The organism is Azospira restricta (genome assembly GCF_016858125.1).
GTDB classification, from domain to species: domain Bacteria; phylum Pseudomonadota; class Gammaproteobacteria; order Burkholderiales; family Rhodocyclaceae; genus Proximibacter; species Proximibacter restrictus.
In genome coordinates this window covers 454087-471673 of sequence record NZ_CP064781.1, presented here as the reverse complement: position 1 = coordinate 471673, position 17587 = coordinate 454087, and the positions used below count along the sequence as shown (strand labels likewise).

Genomic DNA, 17587 nt, shown 5'->3' with positions numbered 1-17587 from the left:
CCGCTGCCGTCGCCATGCCCGGCAGCATCGAGACTTCCGTCGACGGCAGCATCGCCACCGTCCGCATCGTCAATCCCGGCAAGCTGAACGCCGTCGACCTCGGCATGTGGCAGCAGCTGGCGGCGACGATTGCGGCGCTGGCCGCCGACGACGCGCTGCGCTGCGTGATCCTGCGCGGCGACGGCATTGCTGCCTTCGCCGCCGGCGGCGACCTCGAGGAATTCCTGACCGCACGCGACACCGTCGACAAGGCGATGCACTACCACGGCTGCGTCGGCCGCGCGCTGAAAGCGATCGCCGACTGCCCGCAGCCGACGATCGCGATGATCCACGGCCCCTGCATCGGCGGCGGGCTGGAGATCGCCGGCCAGTGCGACCTGCGCATCGCCGGCGAGTCGGCGAAGTTCGGCGCGCCGATCAACCGCGCCGGCTTCTCGATGTACCCCGAGGAAATGGCCGGCCTGCTGCGCCTTGCCGGGCCGGCGGTGGTGCTCGAAATCCTGCTCGAGGGGCGCATCCTGTCGGCGGCGGAAGCGTTGCAGAAGGGCCTGCTGACCCGCGTCGTGCCGGACGCGCAGCTCGCCGACGAGGTCGCCGCCGCTGCCCGCCGCATCGGCGACGGCGCGCCGCTGGTCGCGCGCTGGCACAAGCAGTGGGCGCGCCGGCTGCAGCACGACGTGCCGCTCGGCGAGGACGAGCTGCGCGCCTCGTTCGCCTTCCTCGCCACCGAGGATTACCAGGAAGGCCTCGCCGCCTTCCTCGAAAAACGCAAACCCGTGTTCAAGGGGCGCTGACGCCGCCCGCCGGCCGCGCCCCCGTTCAGGAGACCCGCCCATGCCGGAACCGAACCTCGTCAGCCGCGGCCTGCAACGCCTGCGCTCCGCCATCGCCGCCCCGCCGCCCGGCTTGCCGCCGCGGCGTCTGGCGCAGATCCGCCAGCAGCTGCAGGAATGCGCCGAGGGCCTCGGCGGTGAGGTGTCGACGCGGCAGCGCGCGGCGCGCCTCGCGGAAACCTACCTCGGCCTCGACGACGCCGGCCGCCGCGAATTCCTGCGCCTGATCGCGGTCGAGTTCGGTCCCGATCCGGCCGCGGTCGCCGCGGCTCATGCCGCGTACCAGAAGACGATCGGCAGCGACGCGCAGTGGGACGCCGAGGCCGGCCTGCGCCACGCGGTGCGCTCGGCGCGCATCCGCATCCTGACGCAGTTCAACGCCATCCCGCAGGGGGTCAAGTTCCTCGTCGACCTGCGCGCCGACCTGCTGCGCTACCTCGACAGCGACCCGCAGCTCGCCGCGCTCGATCGCGAGCTCGAGGCGCGCCTCGGTGCCTGGTTCGACGTCGGCTTCCTCGAGCTCGCCCGCATCACCTGGAATTCGCCGGCGGCGCTGCTGGAGAAGCTGATCCGCTACGAGGCGGTGCACGAGATCCGCTCGTGGGACGACCTGAAGAACCGGCTCGACAGCGATCGCCGGCTGTACGCCTTCTTCCACCCGCGCATGCCGCTCGAGCCGCTGATCTTCGTCGAGGTCGCGCTGACCGACCGCCTCGCCGACAACGTGCAGCAGCTGCTCGACGTGAACGCGCCGGTGTTCGACGCGCAGCGTGCCGACACGGCGATCTTCTACTCGATCTCGAACACCCAGGACGGGCTGCGCGGCGTCTCCTTCGGCAACTTCCTGTTGAAGCGCGTCGTCGACGACCTCAAGCGCGACTTCCCGCGGCTGAAGAACTTCGCCACGCTGTCGCCGCTGCCGGGATTCGCGTCGTGGGTCAGGAAACATCCCGAGGCGCTCGCCGACGCCGGCATCGCACTCGACGCCGACGCGCTCGCGGCCGGCCAGTGGCGCAGCGACAAGGCAACGCTGCGCACGCTGCGCGACCGGCTGCCGCGGCTCGCCGCGCGCTACCTGCTGGAGGCCCGCCGCGACGGCAAGCCGTGGGACCCGGTGTCGCGCTTCCACCTCGGCAACGGCGCCCGCATCGAGCAGCTCGACTGGCTCGCCGACGTCAGCGACAAGGGGCTGCGCCAGTCCTTCGGGATGATGGTGAACTACCTCTACGATCCGGACGAGATCGAGGCCAACGTCGAGGCCTTCGCGCGCGAGACGCGCATCGCCGCGTCGGCCACCGTGCGCCGGCTGGGCAAGCGCTGAGAGCTCATGAATAAATCTACTGCGCGGTCCGGTCGCTTCGTTGGGCGGTGCTCGCGCCTCGCCTGTCCGTGTGATAGGTCTCGGCGCTGCGCTCCGTCCGCCTCGCGCTCGGACCGCTCGCTACGATTTCTTCACGAGCTCTGACGCCTCAGTCGGCGAACAGGCGCCACAGCATCTTCGCGGCGAGCACCAGCAGCAGCGCGGCGAAGATCCGGCGCAGCACCGCTCCCGGCAGGCGGTGCGCGAGGCGCGCGCCGAGCGGCGCCGTCAGCGCGCTCGCCAGCGCCACCCAGAGCAGCGCGGGCAGATAGACGAAGCCGAGCGAACCGGCCGGCAGCGTGCCGACGGCCAGTCCGTTGACGACGTAGCCGACGGTGCCGCCGAGCGCGATCGGGAAACCGACCGCAGCCGAGGTGCCGACCGCCTGCCGCACCGGGACGTTGCACCAGCTGAGGAAGGGCACGGTCATCGCGCCGCCGCCGATCGCCGCCAGCGCCGACACCGCACCGATGCCGGCAGCGGCGGCGCCGACGCCGAGGCGGCCGGGGAGCGCCCGCTGCGGCTGCGTGCGCAGGCCGAGCGCCATCTGCAGCGCGACCAGCACCATGAAGGCGGCGAAGAACAGCGCCAGCGCCTGCGTCGGCAGGTGGCGCGCGAGCAGCGTGCCGAGGCCGGTGCCGAGCAGGATGCCGGGGACGAAGTCGCGCACCACCGGCCACAGCACGGCACCGTGCCGATGATGGGCGCGCAGGCTGGAGAGCGAGGTGAACAGGATCGTCGCCATCGACGTGCCGAGCGCGACCTGCAGCAGGTAGCCGTCCGGCAGGCCGGCGGCGCCCAGCGTCATCGCCAGCGCCGGTACCATGATGACGCCGCCGCCGACGCCGAGCAGCCCGGCGAAGAAGCCGGCGACGACGCCGGTGGCGAGATAGGCGGCGATCAGCATCGACGCGGCCGTCGCCTCACGCGAGCTGGCGGCGCAGCCAGGCCGCGGCGCCGGCGACGCTGGCGAAGTCGGCCAGCGCGCGCGCCGGCAGTCCGGGATGGCGTTCGCGCGCCATGCGCGCGAGCGCGTTGCCCGGGCCGACCTCGAAGAACACCGTCGTTCCCATCTCGACCGCGACGTCGAGCACGCGCGCCCAGTCGATGGTTGCCGCCAGCTGCCGGCTCAGCGTTTCCACCGCGCGTTCCGGCGCGCGCACCGGTTCGGCCGAGACGCCGGCGAGCACCGGCAGCGCGCCGCGCTGCCACGGCAGGGCCGCCAGCGTCGCCGCGAACGGCGCCACCGCCGGCTGCAGCCAGCGGCTGTGCGCCGGCACGCCGATCGGCAGCGACACCACGTGCGCGCCGCGCTGCGCGGCCAGCGTTGTCGCCAGCGCGTCGAGTGCGCACTGCGGGCCGGCGAGCACCGCGTGCTCGTCGCCGTTGCAGATCGCCACGTCGACGCCGTGCGCCGCCGCCAGCGCCTCGATTTCGCCGATCGCGACGCCGCGCACGGCGAGCATGCCGGAATCGGCCGGCGCGCAGTCGTCCATCGCCTGCGCGCGCGCTGCCGCCGCGCGCAGCACCGCCGCCGCCGGCAGCGCCCCGGCCAGCCCGTAGGCGGCCAGCTCGCCGACGCTGTAGCCGGCGACCAGCGCCGCTTCGACGCCTTCCGCGCTGAGCGCTGCGCCGACGGCCAGCGCGTACAGGCAGAGCAGCGGCTGCGCGTGGCGGTTGGCGAAGCAGCGCGCGGGGTCGGCGGCGACCCGCAGCGCCTCGTCGCCGGCGAGCGGTGCCAGCGTGGCGAGGGTGCCGGCGGTCGCCGGATCGGCGGCCAGCCGCGCCAGCATGTCCGGCGACTGGCTGCCCTGGCCGGGACTGAGCAGGCACAGCGCCATCGTCGCCTACGCCACCAATGCCGCGTGCGGGGCCACGGCGAACAGTTCGTCCGGCAGCGCGTGCGCGAACCAGGCCGCGGCGAGCAGGTCGGCGGCGCCGCCCGGGCTCAGCCAGCGCCGTTCGAATTCGTCGCACAGCGCCGCGAGCCGGGCTTCCCAGCCGGCGGCGAAGACGCTGCCGGCGGCGACGAAGGCCTCGCTCGCGCGCTGCGCCCAGGCCAGCCCGGCGGGGCCGCCGCGGTGCACGAGGTTGGTATCGGGCAGCACCGCCATCGTCGACAGCAGCGCATGCACGCCGGCCTCGCGTTCGCCGCCGCCGCGCGCGAGCGCTGCCTGCAAGGCGGGCAGGGTGACGGCGAAGAGCACCGGAAAACCCGCCGCGGCGTGCTCGCGGGCGCCGGGGACGCCGTGTTCGCGAAGCGCGCGCCGGCCGTTCGACGGCGCCGCCGGCGGCGTGGCGAAGTCGTCCCCCCAGCAGCGGCGGACGACTTCGCCGAGGGCCTGCGCGCCGGCGCTGCGCTCGGCCGGCCGCGCCGCGAGGCGGCCGGCGGCGGCGGCGAGCAGGCCGAGGCTGAAGACCGCGCCCTTGTGCGTGTTGATGCCGCCGGTGGCGGCGAACATCGCGCGCTCGGCGGCCAGCCCGCGCGCCTGCAGCGGCGCGAAGCCGGCACCGGCGGCGCCGAGCTGCGCGCAGTCGGCGAAGTACGGGCGCAGCGCGTCGATGCTGGCGACGAAGGTCGCATGCTCCATGTCGGCGTGGCTGCCGCGCCGGGTCGGCGTCACCAGCCCCGGTTTCGGATCGAGCGCGAGCTCGGCGGCGAGCGCCGCGACGGCCAGCTCGCCGATGCCGGCGAGCCGCCGCCTCATGCCGCCCTCCGCGCGCCGCCGGCGGCAAAGCCGGCGGCGAATTCGTGGCGTCCGCTCAGCCGGGCGCCGGCCGCATCCTTGACCAGCAGTCGCATCGACAGCCCGGCCAGCTCGCGCCAGGCGACGGCCTCGCCGCGCGCGTTGCGGATCTCGCCGTCGACGCGCGGCGCCAGGCCGCCGGCGGCGGCGCCTTCGAGCGCGGCGCAGGCGGCCTGCGCCGCCGCCCAGTCGGGCGGTGCCAGCAGCAGGTCGAGGTCGGAGGCGTCGCCGAGGCAGGGCTCGCCGGTCGCTACCTGGATCGCCGCCGAACCGAACACGCGCGGCGTGCAGGCGGCCAACGCCGGCTGCGCGAGCAGCATGCGCAGCAGCGGCTGCCAGCGCGCCGGCAGCGCCGGCGCGGCCTCGGCCAGCGCCGGCGGCGGCGTCAGCGCGCGCACGCAGGCGCGCGGCACGGCGAACGCCAGCCGCTGCTTGCCCTCGCCCGGCGGTAGCGCCAGCCCGAGGCGCAGCGTGGCGCCGGCCGGTGCCGGCTGCGCCGTGACGATCAGCGGGTGGCCGCGGCGCAGCCAGCCGGCGAGCAGCGTCCGCGCTGCGTCGTCGCCGATGCCGGTGGGGCCGGCGAGCTGTGCCGACGCGGCGGCGTCGGCGGCGAGCCAGGCCAGGTCGTGGCGGGCCGGCGCGCCGGGCGCCGCCGATTCAGGCCGCATCGGCGCAGACCCTGGCGGCCACCGCCGCGGCCTGCTGTCGCCCGCCGCGCTCGCGGCCGAGCGCCGGCCGCCGGTCGTCCTCGCGCGGCTGCCGCAGCGCGTCGCACAGGCAGGCGGCGAGGTCGCCCTGCCAGACCTCCCGCAGGTGGCCCATGCGGTAGTAGTTGGCGACGCCCGGCGAGAACACCGGCGACTGCCGCGCCAGCGTCTCCAGCCGCTCGAGCGGGATCTTCGTGATGCGCGCCATCGCCGGCAGGTTCATCACCTTGATCTCGGCGTCGGCCAGCGCGTAGCAGGCGTCGGCCATCATGCCGGTGGTCAGGTAGCCGCCGCTGACCGCCTGGCCATAGACCAGGCTGAGGATGCGGTGGCCGCGGCTGCGCGCGATCTCGACGCATTTCGCGAGGTGCGCCATGTAGCCGTTCAGCGCCAGCAGCTCGTCGCGCCGGCGCAGGCGCTGGCCCTGCGTGTCGAGCAGGAAGAGGATGGGCCGCCCGGGATGCTGGCGGACGGTGTCGAGCACCGCGCCGGCCATCGCCAGCGCGAGGTCGACGCCGACCTCGGTGGCGCCGGCGGTGCCGATCACCTGCACCGTGTCGTCGCCGGCCCGGCCGCTGCCGACGAAGAAGCTCTCCTCCGATTGCAGCGGCGACCAGCCGTCGCCGAAGAGCTGTTGCAGCAGTTGTTCGCGCTTCATGAGGGGCTCCGGCAGCCGTCGGCGACGGCGAGGAATTGGTCGAGCGGCAGCAGCGGCACCGCCTGCGGGTCGGCGACGCCAAGCCGTCGCCAGATCTCGGGCGCATCGTCGCAGTCGGCGAAGCGCTGCCAGCGTGCGGCGAGCATGGCGTGCTCGCGCTCGACCGCTGCCAGCGTCAGCTCCGCTTCCGCGTCGAGCAGGTCGATCGCCGCGGCGCGGAACTGCGCGACTTCGTCGTCGACCAGCCGGTCGACCTCGCCGAGCAGGTAGCGATGCTTGCCGCCGGTGACGCGCCAGACCAGCGCCCGGTCGCGCGAGTCGAATTCCTCGACGCCGCGCGCGGTCTCGATCACCTCCGGCCCGGACATCGCCAGCCGGCCTTCCTCGGACATCACCAGCGCGTCGCAGCAGCGCGCGATCAGGCCGGTGCCGCCGAAGCAGCCGCCGGCACCGCCGATCAGGCCGACGAAGCGGATGCCGTCGCGGCGCGCGGCGAGCACGGCACGGATCAGCTCGGAAACAGCGATCAGCCCGGCGTTCGCCTCGTGCAGGCGGACGCCGCCGGAGTCGAAGAGGAACAGCACGGCCGCCGGCTTTTCGCTGCGCGCGCGCTCGATCAGGCCGAGCAGCTTGGCGCCGTGCACCTCGCCGATAGCGCCGCCGAGGAAGCCGCCTTCCTGCGCGGCGACCAGCACCGGGCGGCCGGCGAGCGTCGCGCGGCCGACAGCGACGCCGTCGTCGAAGGCCACCGGCTGGTCGAGCTGGGCCAGGTGCGGGCTGCTGATGCGCGCCGCCGGTGGCACGAATTCGCGGAAGCTGCCGGCGTCGACGACGCCCAGGAGGCGCTCGCGCGCCGAGGCCTCAAAGTAGCTGTCAGCCATGCGCAGACTCCTCCCAGGCCTCGATCGCCTGGTCGAGGCGCAGGCTGACCACCGCCGGCGTCGCGCCGACGTCGTTGATTTCGATCGTCAGGCCGCCGGCCGCGCTGCGCGCGGCGAAGTCGGCGAGCACCGCCGACCAGATCGGCGCGAAGCCATGCGCCGAGGTGTTCACCCGTAGCCGGCAGTGGTCGGCCGGCGCACCGGCTTCGAGCAGCAGCTCGCAGTTGCCCGAGCCGACGACGCCAACCAGCAGCGCCTCGCGGCGTCGCGGCTGCGGCCGGCTGGGGAGTTCGTAATCGAGGTGTTCCATCGCAATGTCCTTACCAGTTGCGGAAGCGGCTGGGCGGGTTGTAGAGGCCGCCCGAGGCATGCACCAGATCCTTCACCGAACGCGCTGCGAGCAGGTCGCGCGTCGCCATCCGGCGCGCGATGCCGAGGTCCTCGGCGCGGCGGATGACGCCGCGCGCGCGCAGTTCCTCGACCTTGGCGCGGTCGCGACCGAGGCCGACCGCGGTGTAGCCGGCGACGCCGCGGATCGCCTGCTCGCGCTCGGCGAGGTCGCGGCAGAGCAGCAGGTTGGCGATGCCTTCCTCGGTGACGATGTGCGTGACGTCGTCGCCGTAGATCATCACCGGCGGGTTGGCGAGCCCCATCGGCGCCGCCAGCTCCCAGGCGTCGAGGCGCTCGACGAAGGCCGGCGCCATGTGCTCGCGGAAGGTCTCGACCATCTGCACCACCAGCTTGCGTCCGCGCGGCATCGTTGCCGCGCCCTGGCGCGCCTCCTCGCCGGCCTTGAGCCAGGCGGCGCTCTCGTGGCGGCGGCCGCGCGCGTCGGCGCCCATGTTCGGCGCCCCGCCGAAGCCGGTGATGCGCCCCTTGGTCGCCGTCGAGCTGTTGCCGGCGAGGTCGATCTGCAGCGTCGAACCGATGAACAGGTCGCAGGCGTAGTGGCCGGCGGCCTGGCAGAAGGCGCGGTTCGAGCGCAGCGAACCGTCGGCGCCGGTGAAGAAGACGTCGGGCCGGGCGGCGACGTAGCGCTCCATGCCCAGTTCGGAACCGAAGCTGTGCACCGACTGCACGAAGCCGGCCTCGATCGCCGGGATCAGCGCCGGGTGCGGATTGAGCGCCCAGTGCGTGCAGATCTTGCCCTTCAGCCCGAGGGAGGCGGCGTAGGTCGGCAGCAAGAGCTCGATCGCCGCGGTGTCGAAGCCGATGCCGTGGTTGAGGCTCTGCACGCCGTATTCGGCGTAGATGCCCTTGATCACCAGCATCGCCATCAGCACCTGGATCTCCGAGATCTGCGCCGGATCGCGGGTGAACAGCGGCTCGATGTAGTTCGGCTTCGGTGCGACGACGACGTGATTGACCCAGCCGGCCGGGATGTCGACGCGCGGCAGCGTCTTCCGCCGCTCGTTGACCTGGGCGATGACGATGCCGTTCTTGAAGGCGGTGGCCTCGACGATCGCCGGCGTGTCCTCGGTGTTCGGCCCGGTATAGAGGTTGCCCTCGTCGTCGACCGCCTCGGCGGCGATCAGCGCGACGTTCGGCGTCAGGTCGACGAAGTAGCGCGCGAACAGCTCGAGGTAGGTGTGGATCGCGTTGATCCGGATCCTGCCGGCGCCGACCAGCGCCGCCAGGCGCGTGCCCTGCGGGCCGGAGAACGAGAAGTCGAGCTCGCGCGCGATGCCTTGCTCGAACAGCGCGACGTGCTCGGGCAGCGCGACCACCGACTGCACCAGGTGCAGGTCGTGCACGCGTTGCGGATCGACCTTGGCCAGCGCGCGGGCGAGGAAGTCCGCCTGCTTCTGGTTGTTGCCTTCGAGGCAGACGCGGTCGCCCGGCTCGATCACCGTTTCCAGCAGCTGGCCTACGCGCTCGGCCGGCACCATCCTGCCGAGGCCGAGGGTGGCCGCCCGTTCGAGGCGGCCTTGCTGGCGCCGCCGCAGTCCGTCCCAGGGTAGGTGCAGGGGGGCGTTCATGGCGTTCCTTTCTCGTCGTTCACGAACCGCTGTACTGCGACGGCAGCCAGGTGGCGATTTCCGGGAAGAGGCAGAGCAGCACGATGCCGAGCACCATCAGCAGCAGGAAGGGGACGGTGCCCCACATGATCTCCTTGAGCTTGATGTCGGGTGCGATGCCGTTGATCACGAACAGGTTGAGGCCGACCGGGGGGTGGATCAGGCCCATCTCCATGAGGATGGTCATGATCACGCCGAACCAGATCAGGTCGATGCCCAGCGCCTTCAGCGCCGGCAGGATGATCGGCGTCACCATCAGGATGATCGCCACCGGCGGCAGGAAGAAGCCGAGGACGATCAGCAGGATGTTCACCCAGAAGAAGAACTCCCACTTGCCGAGCTCGAGCGAGATCATCCACGCCGCTGCCGACTGCGTGATGTGCAGGTAGCTCATCACGTAGGTGTAGAGGAAGGACATGGCGATGATCAGCATGATCATCGACGATTCGCGCGCGGTGCCGGAGAGGATCACCTTGAGGTCGCTCCAGCGCCAGCAGCCGTAGATCGTCATCACCATCAGCAGCGCGCCGAAGGCGCCGATGCCGGCGACTTCCGACGGCGTCGCCCAGCCGCCGTAGAGGGCGATCATGACGACCAGGATCAGGCCGAGGAAGGGGGTCAGCCGCGGCAGCGTTTCCAGCCGGTCGCGCCAGCTGTAGGACTCCGCCGCCGGCAGCGCCGCGGCGCCGCGGTTCACCAACAGCTTGGCGTTCTTCTCGGCCCAGGACTTGTACACCACCCAGATCGAGAACAGCGCGGTCAGCAGCAGGCCGGGGCCGACGCCGGCCATGAACAGCTTGCCGATCGACTGCTCGGTGGCCAACCCGTAGAGGATCAGCGTCAGCGACGGCGGGATCAGGATGCCGAGCGTGCCGCCGGCGGCGATCAGGCCGGTGGCAAGGCGCTCGGAATAGCCGCGCTTGCGCATTTCCGGGATGCCCGAGGAGCCGATCGCCGAGCAGGTCGCCGGCGACGAGCCGCACATCGCCGCGAACACCGAGCAGGCCAGCGTGTTGGCCAGGCCGAGGCCGCCCGGCACCTTGTACAGCCAGCGGTTGAGCGAGTTGTACAGGTCGGCGCCGGCGCGCGACTTGCCGATCGCCGCGCCCATCATGATGAACAGCGGGATGGTCAGCAGCGTGAAGCTGTTCAGCTCGGAGAAGATCGTCTCGGCGACGATCGACAGCTGCGCCGCCGGCATGAAGAAGTACATGAAGATCAGCGCCACCGAGCCGACGGCGAACGCGATCGGCATGCCCGAGAAGAGGAAGGCGAAGGTGGCGGCCGCATAGAGCAGCCCGAGTTGTGCGACGGTCATTTCGTGCCTCCCGATTCAAGGTGCTGGATGCTCTCGATGGCGAGCTGGACGTCAGCGTCGTGCGCCGGCGGCTGGTGCGAGCGCATCGCGTCCGGCAGCGAGTCCTCGATCAGCTGGACCAGAACCTGCAGCGACAGCGAAGTCATGCCGATGGCCATCGTCGCGAACACTGGCCACATCTTCGGCGACCACGAGCTGTCGCTCATCCGTCCCTCGCTCCAGGCCTCGTGGAAGAGGTGCCAGCAGTGCCAGGCGATGAAGGCGCAGAAGAGGAAGGAAAGCAGGTCGGAGAAGGCCATGCGCCACTGCGTCCAGCGCTTCGGCGTGATCTCGTCGAGGATCTCGATCGTCACGTGGCCGCGGTTGAGCTGGGTGTGCGCCGCCGCCAGGAAGCTGGAGGCGATCAGCAGCATCACGCACAGCTCGATCTCCCAGTCGGTCGGCCAGGCGAGGAAATAGCGGACTGCGACCTCGAAGACGAGGATGCTGGTGGCGGCGACGATCAGGAAGGCCGACAGGTAGCCGGTGGCGACGTTGAAGGCCTTGATCGTCCGGCTGATGAAATATCCGGGGCTCATAGTTCACCTTGCAGGAATGAGGAGGGCCGGACGCAGGCGCGTCCGGCCGGAGGGGTCACTTGACGGCGAGCGCCATGTCGAGCAGCGCGCGGCCGTTCCTGATGTTCTCGGCGAAGTCCTTGAACGCGGTCTGCTCGGCGACGGCGCGCCAGGCCAGGAACGCCTTCTCGTCCATGTCCACCACCTTGGCGCCGGCCTTGGCGTAGACGTCGGCCATGCGCTGGTCGTCCTTCTTCGATTCCTCGACGCCGAACTTCTCGAGGCTGGCGCCGACATCGGCGACGATCTTCTGTTGCTCGGGGGTCAGCGAATCGTAGAGGCTCTTCGAGATCAGCAGCGGCTCGAACATGAACCAGAAGCTCTTGTCGCGCGCGGTGGTGACGAACTTGCTGAACTCCTGCAGGCGGAAGCTGATCAGCGAGGTGCTCGAGGTCAGCGCGGCGTCGAGGACGCCGGACTGCATCGCGCTGTAGATTTCCGACGACGGCATGCCGGTCACCGCGGCGCCGGCGCCCTTCAGCATCTGGTCCATCTCCTTGCTGCCGCCGCGGAACTTCAGCCCCTTGGCGTCCTCCGGCACGGCGACGGCGCGCTTGGTCGAGGCGATGCCGCCGGCCTGCCAGACCCAGGTGAGGATCTTGATGTTCTTCTCGGCGAGGATGCGCTCGAGTTCCTTGCCGATCGGCGCCGTCTTCCAGCGCAGGCCCTGCTCGTAGCTGTTGACCAGCGTCGGCATCAGCGTGATGTTCACTTCCGGGATCTCGCCGCCGCCGTAGGCCAGCGGGACCAGGCTCATATCCAGCGCACCCTTGCGCAGCGCGCCGATCTGGCTGTTGGTCTTCATCAGCGAGCTGCCGGGGTAGATCTCGAACTTCAGCGAGCCCTTGCTCTGCTTCTCGACCTCGGCGGCGAAGCGGCGGACCAGGCGGTCGCGGAAGTCGCCGTCTTCCGAGCTGGCGGCGGGGAACTGGTGCGATATCTTGATGACGCGCGGCGCCTGCGCCTGCGCGCCGGGAACGGCGAAGGCCAGCGCGGCGGCGGCCAAGCCCAGGGTGAAACAGCGTTTCGTCTTGCAGATCATGGACGTCTCCTCCAGATTGATCGGTCGAATATCAGCGACGGCAGGCTTGCTCACCCGTGTTGATCTAATGATCCAAGCTCTTTTTGTGTATTCAATATTTGCCGTTGTGTATACACGATAGCACAACTTGAATACTGGTCAACGAGTTTCGTATAATTGAATCGAGCCCATCTTGCGATCGCCTTGCCATGAACCACCCGCTGGAACTCAACGCCGCCGTCCCCCGCCAGTCCGAACGGCTCGGCGAACTGATCGAGGAGCGCATCGTCACCGGCGTCTACCCGCCCGGCACCCGCCTCGACGAGCAGGAGTTGGCGAACAGTTTCGGCGTCTCCCGCACGCCGGTGCGCGAGGCGCTGATCCAGCTGGCCTCGATCGGGCTGATCGAGATCCGGCCGCGGCGCGGCGCGACGGTGCCGGAGATCGGCGCCGAGCGCGTCTGCGAGATGTTCGAGGTGATGGCAGAACTTGAAGCGATGTGCGGCCGGCTGGCGGCACGGCGGATCACGCCCGCCGAGCAGGCGGCGCTGCAGGCGGCGCACCTCGCCTGCGAGGCCGCGCGCGACGCCAATGCGCCGGACCAGTACTACCAGCTGAACGAGGTCTTCCACCGCCGCATCTACGAGGCCAGCCACAATGCCTTCCTCGCCGAGCAGGCGGCAATGCTGCACCGTCGCCTGCGCCCCTACCGCCGGCTGCAGCTGCGTGTGCGCAACCGCATGGCGACCTCGTTCGGCGAGCATCAGGCGATCGTCGAGGCGATCCAGCGCGGCGACAGCGAGCAGGCCGAAGCGCTGCTGCGCAGCCACGTGTCGGTGCAGGGCGAGCGCTTCGCCGACCTGGTCGCCTCGCTGCGCGACTTCAACGCCGGCGCCTGAGTGATGCGCTTTGCGCATCACGAGGAAGTACTCTCGGGGTGCGCCTGAGTGATGCGCTTTGCGCATCACGAGGAAGTACTCTCGGGGTGCGCCTGAGTGATGCGCTTTGCGTATCGCGAAGAAGTACTCCCGGGGTGCGCCTGAGCGGCCGCTACGCGAGCAGCGACCACAGCATCTTCGTCGCCAGCAGCGCGAGGAAGCCGCCGAAGGCGCGCTTCAGCCGCTTCACCGGCAGGCGGTGCGCCAGCCGGGCGCCGAACGGCGCGACCAGGATGCTCATCGAGACGATCGCGGCAAAGGCCGGCAGATAGATGTAGCCGAGCGATCCGGCCGGCAGTCCGGCATCGTGCCAGCCGGCGACGATGAAACCGAGCGCGCCGGCAAGCGCGATCGGGAAGCCGAGCGCCGCCGAGGTGCCGACCGCGTTGTGCATCAGCACGTTGCAGAAGAGCATGAACGGGATCGACAGGAAGCCGCCGCCGGCGGCGACCAGGCTCGACACGACGCCGATCGCGCCGCCGACGCCGAACAGGCCGGCCGGCCCGGGCAGCTGGCGGTGCGCCTTCGGCTTGAAGTCGAGGATCATCTGCGCCGCTGCGTAATAGACGATGACGACGAAGACCGCGGTCAGCGGCCGCGTCGGCACAAAGCCGGCCAGCTGCGAGCCGGCGAAGGTGCCGAGCACCAGCCCCGGCGCCATCGCGCGCACGATGTCCCAGCGCACCGCGCCGTGCGCATGGTGGGCGCGCATGCTGGAGATCGAGGTCAGCGTGATGTTGGCCATCGAGGTGCCGAGCGCGAGGTGCATCACGTGTTCGTGCGGAATGCCCTGCGCGGTGAAGATCATGAACATGAACGGCACCAGCGTCAGCCCGCCGCCGACGCCGAACAGCCCGGCGACGAAGCCGGCGAAGGCGCCTAGCGCCAGGTAGAGCAGGATGAAGGTCACAGCAGCCTTTCGCTGATGAAGTTCCACTCCGCGGCCGTCACCGGCGTGATCGACAGCCGGTTGCCGCGCTGCAGGATCGGCATGGCGGCGAGTTCGGGGTGGGCGCGCAGCTCGGCCAGCGGCAGCAGCCGCGTCTTCCGTACGAAGCTCACGTCCACGCACAGCCAGCGCGGTTTGTCCGGCGTCGCCTTCGGATCGAAGTAGGGGCTGGCCGGGTCGAACTGCGTGGCGTCGGCGTGCGCTGGCGCGCAGATTTCGCAGAGACCGGCGATGCCCGGCTCGGCGCAGCTCGAATGGTAGAAGAAGGCGCGGTCGCCGATCCGCATCGCATCGCGCATGAAGTTGCGCGCCTGGTAGTTGCGCACGCCGAACCACGGCACCGTGCCGCGCGCCGCGAGGTCGTCGATCGATACCTCGGCGGGTTCGGACTTCATCAGCCAGTACGCCATCGCGCCCCCGAAATGAAAACAGCGCGGAAGAAACCTTCCGCGCTGTCGGTTTTGGCCCCCGCCTGTGCCGTTCGGCCGGCATCCTGAACCTGGGTTCAGAGTGGCTGCTTTCCTTCCGCATCAGGCACACCCGACGAAGGGCGCGCACAACAGCGGGGTCTTGGTCCGCAACCGATGCCAATCAGCATTGGTTCAAGGAATGTATGGCCTTGGCGAACACCGCAGGGGACGCTCTGCGGAGGCAGTTTCCCGGGAACCGCGAGGTTCCTAGAACAGCTTTTCCTGCGGTGCGAGCACCACGTCGAGCTGTGCCTCCATGTCCGCGATTCTACGCCTGACGGCTCCGAAATCAAGGCCGCCGACCGGCTCGCCGCCTTTCGCCTTGGCGCTCAGGAACTCGTGCGCGATGTTCAGCGCGGCCATCACCGCGATGCGCTCGGCGACGTTGCTCTTCGTGCGGTCGGAGATCTCGTGCATCTTCTCGTCGACGTAGGAGACCGCGGCCTGCAGGGCCTCGCGTTCCTCGGGCGGGCAGGCGACGCGGTAGTCCTTGCCGAGCAGCGTGATGTCGAGATAGTTGGGGGCGTTCGGGTCCGTCATGCGCGTACGTTCAGGCCTTCGCTTCGGGGAGCTGCCCGACCAGGGATTCGAGGCGTTCGCGCGCGCCGTTCATGCGCTCGACCAGTTGCTGCTTCTCCGCTTCCGCCGCGGCGAGGCGCTGTTGCAGCTCGCGGTTCTCGCTGCGCAGCGCGCGGCACAAGCCCGCCACTTGGGCGATCTTGTTCTCGAGCGCGTTCAGTTCATTGACCATGGCGGCAACTATAGAAGTAAAAAACAAGTCAAGTCAAGGAGTAACAATGCATTTTGAATGTGATTTATGTTGCAGGCAAGCGTCGGCCCCTTCCTCCATACCGTCGCGCACGGTACAATCCGCCACCCGTTTTGTCGCCGACACCGGTTGGCGGCACACGGGCCGTGCAAGGTGCCGCGCGCAGATTCCTCTGCCGCGGTGAAACGGGAAAGCGGTGCGCGGGCAGACCAACTGCCACGCAATTCCGCTGCTGCCCCCGCAACGGTAAGCGAGTGATTCGTGCCTCAACGCCACTGGGCCGCCAGAAGCCTGGGAAGGCGGCACGACAAACCTCGCAAGCCCGGAGACCGGCCTGCGCACGAGTAGCGGAAATGCCGCGGGAGGCGGTCATTGGATGCTCGGCGCCCGTGCGCCCCGTCCCGTTCAGCCCCCCCGTGCAGTTCCATTCTGTGCAATGCCGGCAGCGGGGACGCTCGCCGGCGATCAGGGGTAACCATGAAAATCGATAATCGACATGCGCTGGCGGCGGCGACGCTCGCCGCCTTCTCCGGCAATCTGATGGCGGCGGCCGACGCCGAGCTGAATCCCATCGTCGTCACCGCGACCCGCCAGGCCACGCGGGTCAGCGATCTGATGGCCGACGTCACCGTCATCGACCGCGAGGAAATCGAGCAGGCCGGCCAGACCACCATCGAGCAGTTGCTCGCCCGCCAGCCGGGCATCCAGTACACCGCGAACGGCGGTCCGGGAACGAACAGCGGCATCTTCATCCGCGGCGCCTCCTCCAAGCAGTCGATCGTGCTGATCGACGGCCAGCGCTTCGGCTCGGCGACGACCGGTGAAGCGACCTGGTCGCGCATCCCGCTGTCCCAGGTCGAGCGCATCGAGATCCTGCGCGGCCCGGCCTCGTCGCTCTACGGTGCCGACGCAATCGGCGGCGTCATCCAGATCTTCACCCGGAAGGGTAGCGGCGAGCCGCGCCTCAACGCCAGCACCGGCTACGGCACCTACCACACCAGCGACAGCAGTGTCGGCATCTCGGGCGGCAACGAGCTGGTGTCGTTCAGCCTGCAGGGCGGCTACTACGAGACCGACGGCGTCAGCGCCATCCACAACAAGAAAAGCAGCTCGTTCAACCCCGACCGCGACGGCTACCGCAACAGCAGCTTCTCCGGCAGCCTGGCGGTCCGTCCGGCCAGCGGTCACGAGATCGGCGCCACGGTGTTGGCAACCGACGGCACCAGCCGCTACGATTCGACGCCGAAAGCCCGCGACTTCAAGAGCGAACAGGATGTTGCCGCGTACTCGATCTACTCCCGCAACAAGCTGCTCGCGAGCTGGACCAGCACGGTCCGTCTCGGCCGCAGCACCGACGATCTGACGACGCGCCGCAACGGCGTCACCACCGGGGAGTTCCGGACGGTCCAGGACCAGCTGGTGTGGCAGAACGACGTCAAGCTGCCCCTCGGAACCGCGCTGTTCGCCGCGGAATATCTGAAGCAGGCCGTGTCGGGAACCACCAACTACACGCGGGACGAGCGCAGCGTCCGCTCGCTGCTCGCCGGCTGGACCGCCGGCCTGGACAACCATCAGCTGCAGCTCAACCTGCGCCGTGATGACAATTCGCAGTTCGGCGGCCGGACCACCGGTGCGGCCACCTACGGCTACCAGTTCACGCCGGCATGGCGCGGGCATCTCTCCTACGGCACCGCATTCCGCGCGCCGACCTTCAACGAGCTGTACTTCCCCGATACCGGCTTCGGCGGCGGCAATCCGAACCTGAAGCCGGAGAAGGCGAAGAACGCCGAGGCCGGGGTCACGTGGGAGACGAGCGGGCACCGCTTGTCCGCCGTCTACTTCCACAACAAGGTCGAGGACCTGATCAACAGCTGGCCGCCGCAGAACGTGAACAAGGCGACGCTGAAGGGAACCTCGCTCAGCTATGCCGGCCGTTCGGGCCCATGGTCCGGCGGCGTCTCCGTCGATTTGCAGCGCACCCGCGACGACGATACCGGCAACCGGCTGGCACGCCGTGCCGAACGGCAGATGTTCAGCCATCTCAGCCGGTCGTTCGGAGACTGGACCCTGGGCGGCGAATGGCAGTGGGTCGGTCATCGCTACGACGATGCGGCCAATCGCGTACGGCTCGGCGGCTACGGCCTCGTGAACCTGTTCGCCGAGTATCGCGTGGACAAGGACTGGGTGCTGTTCGCGCGCGGCAACAACATCTTCGACAAGTACTACGAGACCGTGAACAACTACGGCGTCCTCGGCGCCAACGCGTTCTTCGGCATCCGCTACGCGCCGAAGTAGACCCGC

General features: G+C 70.1%; 19 protein-coding genes, 1 other RNA gene and 1 riboswitch. Of the genes, 4 read left to right on the top strand and 16 right to left on the bottom strand.

What is annotated here, in order from left to right; genetic code table 11:
• Nucleotides 1-14: 14 nt before the first annotated feature.
• Nucleotides 15-794 (top strand): enoyl-CoA hydratase/isomerase family protein, encoded by a 780-nt coding sequence (locus IWH25_RS02270; protein WP_203387746.1) that lies wholly within the window; start codon nt 15-17, stop codon nt 792-794.
• A gap of 40 nt (nt 795-834) precedes the next feature.
• Nucleotides 835-2154: a malonyl-CoA decarboxylase gene (locus IWH25_RS02265; protein WP_203387745.1), complete on the top strand. Its 1320-nt coding sequence runs from the start codon at nt 835-837 to the stop codon at nt 2152-2154.
• 148 nt (nt 2155-2302) lie between these two features.
• Here IWH25_RS02265 and IWH25_RS02260 read toward each other — a convergent pair whose 3' ends face one another.
• From IWH25_RS02260 to dctP, 11 genes are read right to left on the bottom strand one after another with little or no spacing between them, the layout of a single operon-like run.
• On the bottom strand, nt 2303-3100 hold the full coding sequence (locus IWH25_RS02260) for a sulfite exporter TauE/SafE family protein (protein WP_203387744.1): 798 nt from the start codon (nt 3098-3100) through the stop codon (nt 2303-2305).
• A 16-nt stretch (nt 3101-3116) separates the two neighbouring features.
• Nucleotides 3117-4034: an acyltransferase domain-containing protein gene (locus IWH25_RS02255; protein ID WP_203387743.1), complete on the bottom strand. Its 918-nt coding sequence runs from the start codon at nt 4032-4034 to the stop codon at nt 3117-3119.
• A 6-nt stretch (nt 4035-4040) separates the two neighbouring features.
• Nucleotides 4041-4901: a triphosphoribosyl-dephospho-CoA synthase MdcB gene (mdcB, locus tag IWH25_RS02250; protein ID WP_203387742.1), complete on the bottom strand. Its 861-nt coding sequence runs from the start codon at nt 4899-4901 to the stop codon at nt 4041-4043.
• Nucleotides 4898-5608 (bottom strand): malonate decarboxylase holo-[acyl-carrier-protein] synthase, encoded by a 711-nt coding sequence (gene mdcG / locus IWH25_RS02245; protein WP_203387741.1) that lies wholly within the window; start codon nt 5606-5608, stop codon nt 4898-4900. Before mdcG ends, mdcB begins: the two co-directional genes overlap by 4 nt.
• Complete coding sequence (gene mdcE / locus IWH25_RS02240; RefSeq protein ID WP_203387740.1) at nt 5598-6305, bottom strand: biotin-independent malonate decarboxylase subunit gamma; 708 nt, start codon at nt 6303-6305, stop codon at nt 5598-5600. Before mdcE ends, mdcG begins: the two co-directional genes overlap by 11 nt.
• Nucleotides 6302-7186, bottom strand: a complete 885-nt coding sequence (locus IWH25_RS02235; protein ID WP_203387739.1) for a biotin-independent malonate decarboxylase subunit beta — start codon at nt 7184-7186, stop codon at nt 6302-6304. Before IWH25_RS02235 ends, mdcE begins: the two co-directional genes overlap by 4 nt.
• Nucleotides 7179-7496, bottom strand: a complete 318-nt coding sequence (mdcC, locus tag IWH25_RS02230; protein WP_203387738.1) for a malonate decarboxylase acyl carrier protein — start codon at nt 7494-7496, stop codon at nt 7179-7181. The genes IWH25_RS02235 and mdcC overlap by 8 nt, the downstream gene beginning before the upstream one ends.
• Nucleotides 7497-7506: 10 nt before the next feature.
• On the bottom strand, nt 7507-9165 hold the full coding sequence (gene mdcA / locus IWH25_RS02225) for a malonate decarboxylase subunit alpha (protein WP_203387737.1): 1659 nt from the start codon (nt 9163-9165) through the stop codon (nt 7507-7509).
• A 19-nt stretch (nt 9166-9184) separates the two neighbouring features.
• The gene (locus IWH25_RS02220) at nt 9185-10522 is read right to left on the bottom strand and encodes a TRAP transporter large permease (protein ID WP_203387736.1); all 1338 of its coding nucleotides are present in this window, start codon (nt 10520-10522) and stop codon (nt 9185-9187) included.
• Entirely contained in the window at nt 10519-11100 is a 582-nt protein-coding gene (locus tag IWH25_RS02215) for a TRAP transporter small permease subunit (RefSeq protein ID WP_203387735.1), read from the bottom strand. The genes IWH25_RS02220 and IWH25_RS02215 overlap by 4 nt, the downstream gene beginning before the upstream one ends.
• A 55-nt stretch (nt 11101-11155) precedes the next feature.
• Nucleotides 11156-12181, bottom strand: a complete 1026-nt coding sequence (gene dctP, locus IWH25_RS02210) for a TRAP transporter substrate-binding protein DctP (protein ID WP_203387734.1) — start codon at nt 12179-12181, stop codon at nt 11156-11158.
• Nucleotides 12182-12369: 188 nt separating this feature from the next.
• Here dctP and IWH25_RS02205 point away from each other — a divergent pair, with 188 nt between their 5' ends.
• A complete protein-coding gene (locus IWH25_RS02205; RefSeq protein ID WP_203387733.1) occupies nt 12370-13059 on the top strand; it encodes a GntR family transcriptional regulator in 690 nt (229 codons plus the stop codon).
• A 151-nt stretch (nt 13060-13210) separates the two neighbouring features.
• Here the strand turns inward: IWH25_RS02205 and IWH25_RS02200 are convergent, their stop codons facing one another.
• The 5 genes from IWH25_RS02200 to IWH25_RS02185 form a co-directional block, all read right to left on the bottom strand.
• Nucleotides 13211-14008, bottom strand: coding sequence for a sulfite exporter TauE/SafE family protein (locus IWH25_RS02200; protein ID WP_203387732.1), 798 nt, complete (start codon nt 14006-14008; stop codon nt 13211-13213).
• Nucleotides 14005-14442 carry an EVE domain-containing protein gene (locus tag IWH25_RS02195; protein ID WP_238998974.1) on the bottom strand — a complete coding sequence of 146 codons (438 nt, stop codon included), beginning with the start codon at nt 14440-14442 and terminating at the stop codon, nt 14005-14007. Before IWH25_RS02195 ends, IWH25_RS02200 begins: the two co-directional genes overlap by 4 nt.
• Before the next feature lie 66 nt (nt 14443-14508).
• A non-coding RNA gene (gene ssrS / locus IWH25_RS19345) (6S RNA) lies at nt 14509-14688 on the bottom strand.
• A 36-nt stretch (nt 14689-14724) separates the two neighbouring features.
• Nucleotides 14725-15057: a cell division protein ZapA gene (locus IWH25_RS02190; protein ID WP_203387730.1), complete on the bottom strand. Its 333-nt coding sequence runs from the start codon at nt 15055-15057 to the stop codon at nt 14725-14727.
• Between the two features lie 10 nt (nt 15058-15067).
• Nucleotides 15068-15268 (bottom strand): hypothetical protein, encoded by a 201-nt coding sequence (locus IWH25_RS02185; RefSeq protein WP_203387729.1) that lies wholly within the window; start codon nt 15266-15268, stop codon nt 15068-15070.
• 165 nt (nt 15269-15433) lie between these two features.
• A riboswitch (cobalamin riboswitch) is annotated at nt 15434-15638 on the top strand.
• A 125-nt stretch (nt 15639-15763) separates the two neighbouring features.
• On the opposite strand from IWH25_RS02185, the gene IWH25_RS02180 reads away from it, so the two are divergent.
• Nucleotides 15764-17581 carry a TonB-dependent receptor domain-containing protein gene (locus IWH25_RS02180; RefSeq protein WP_203387728.1) on the top strand — a complete coding sequence of 606 codons (1818 nt, stop codon included), beginning with the start codon at nt 15764-15766 and terminating at the stop codon, nt 17579-17581.
• The last annotated feature ends 6 nt before the right edge of the window (nt 17582-17587 follow it).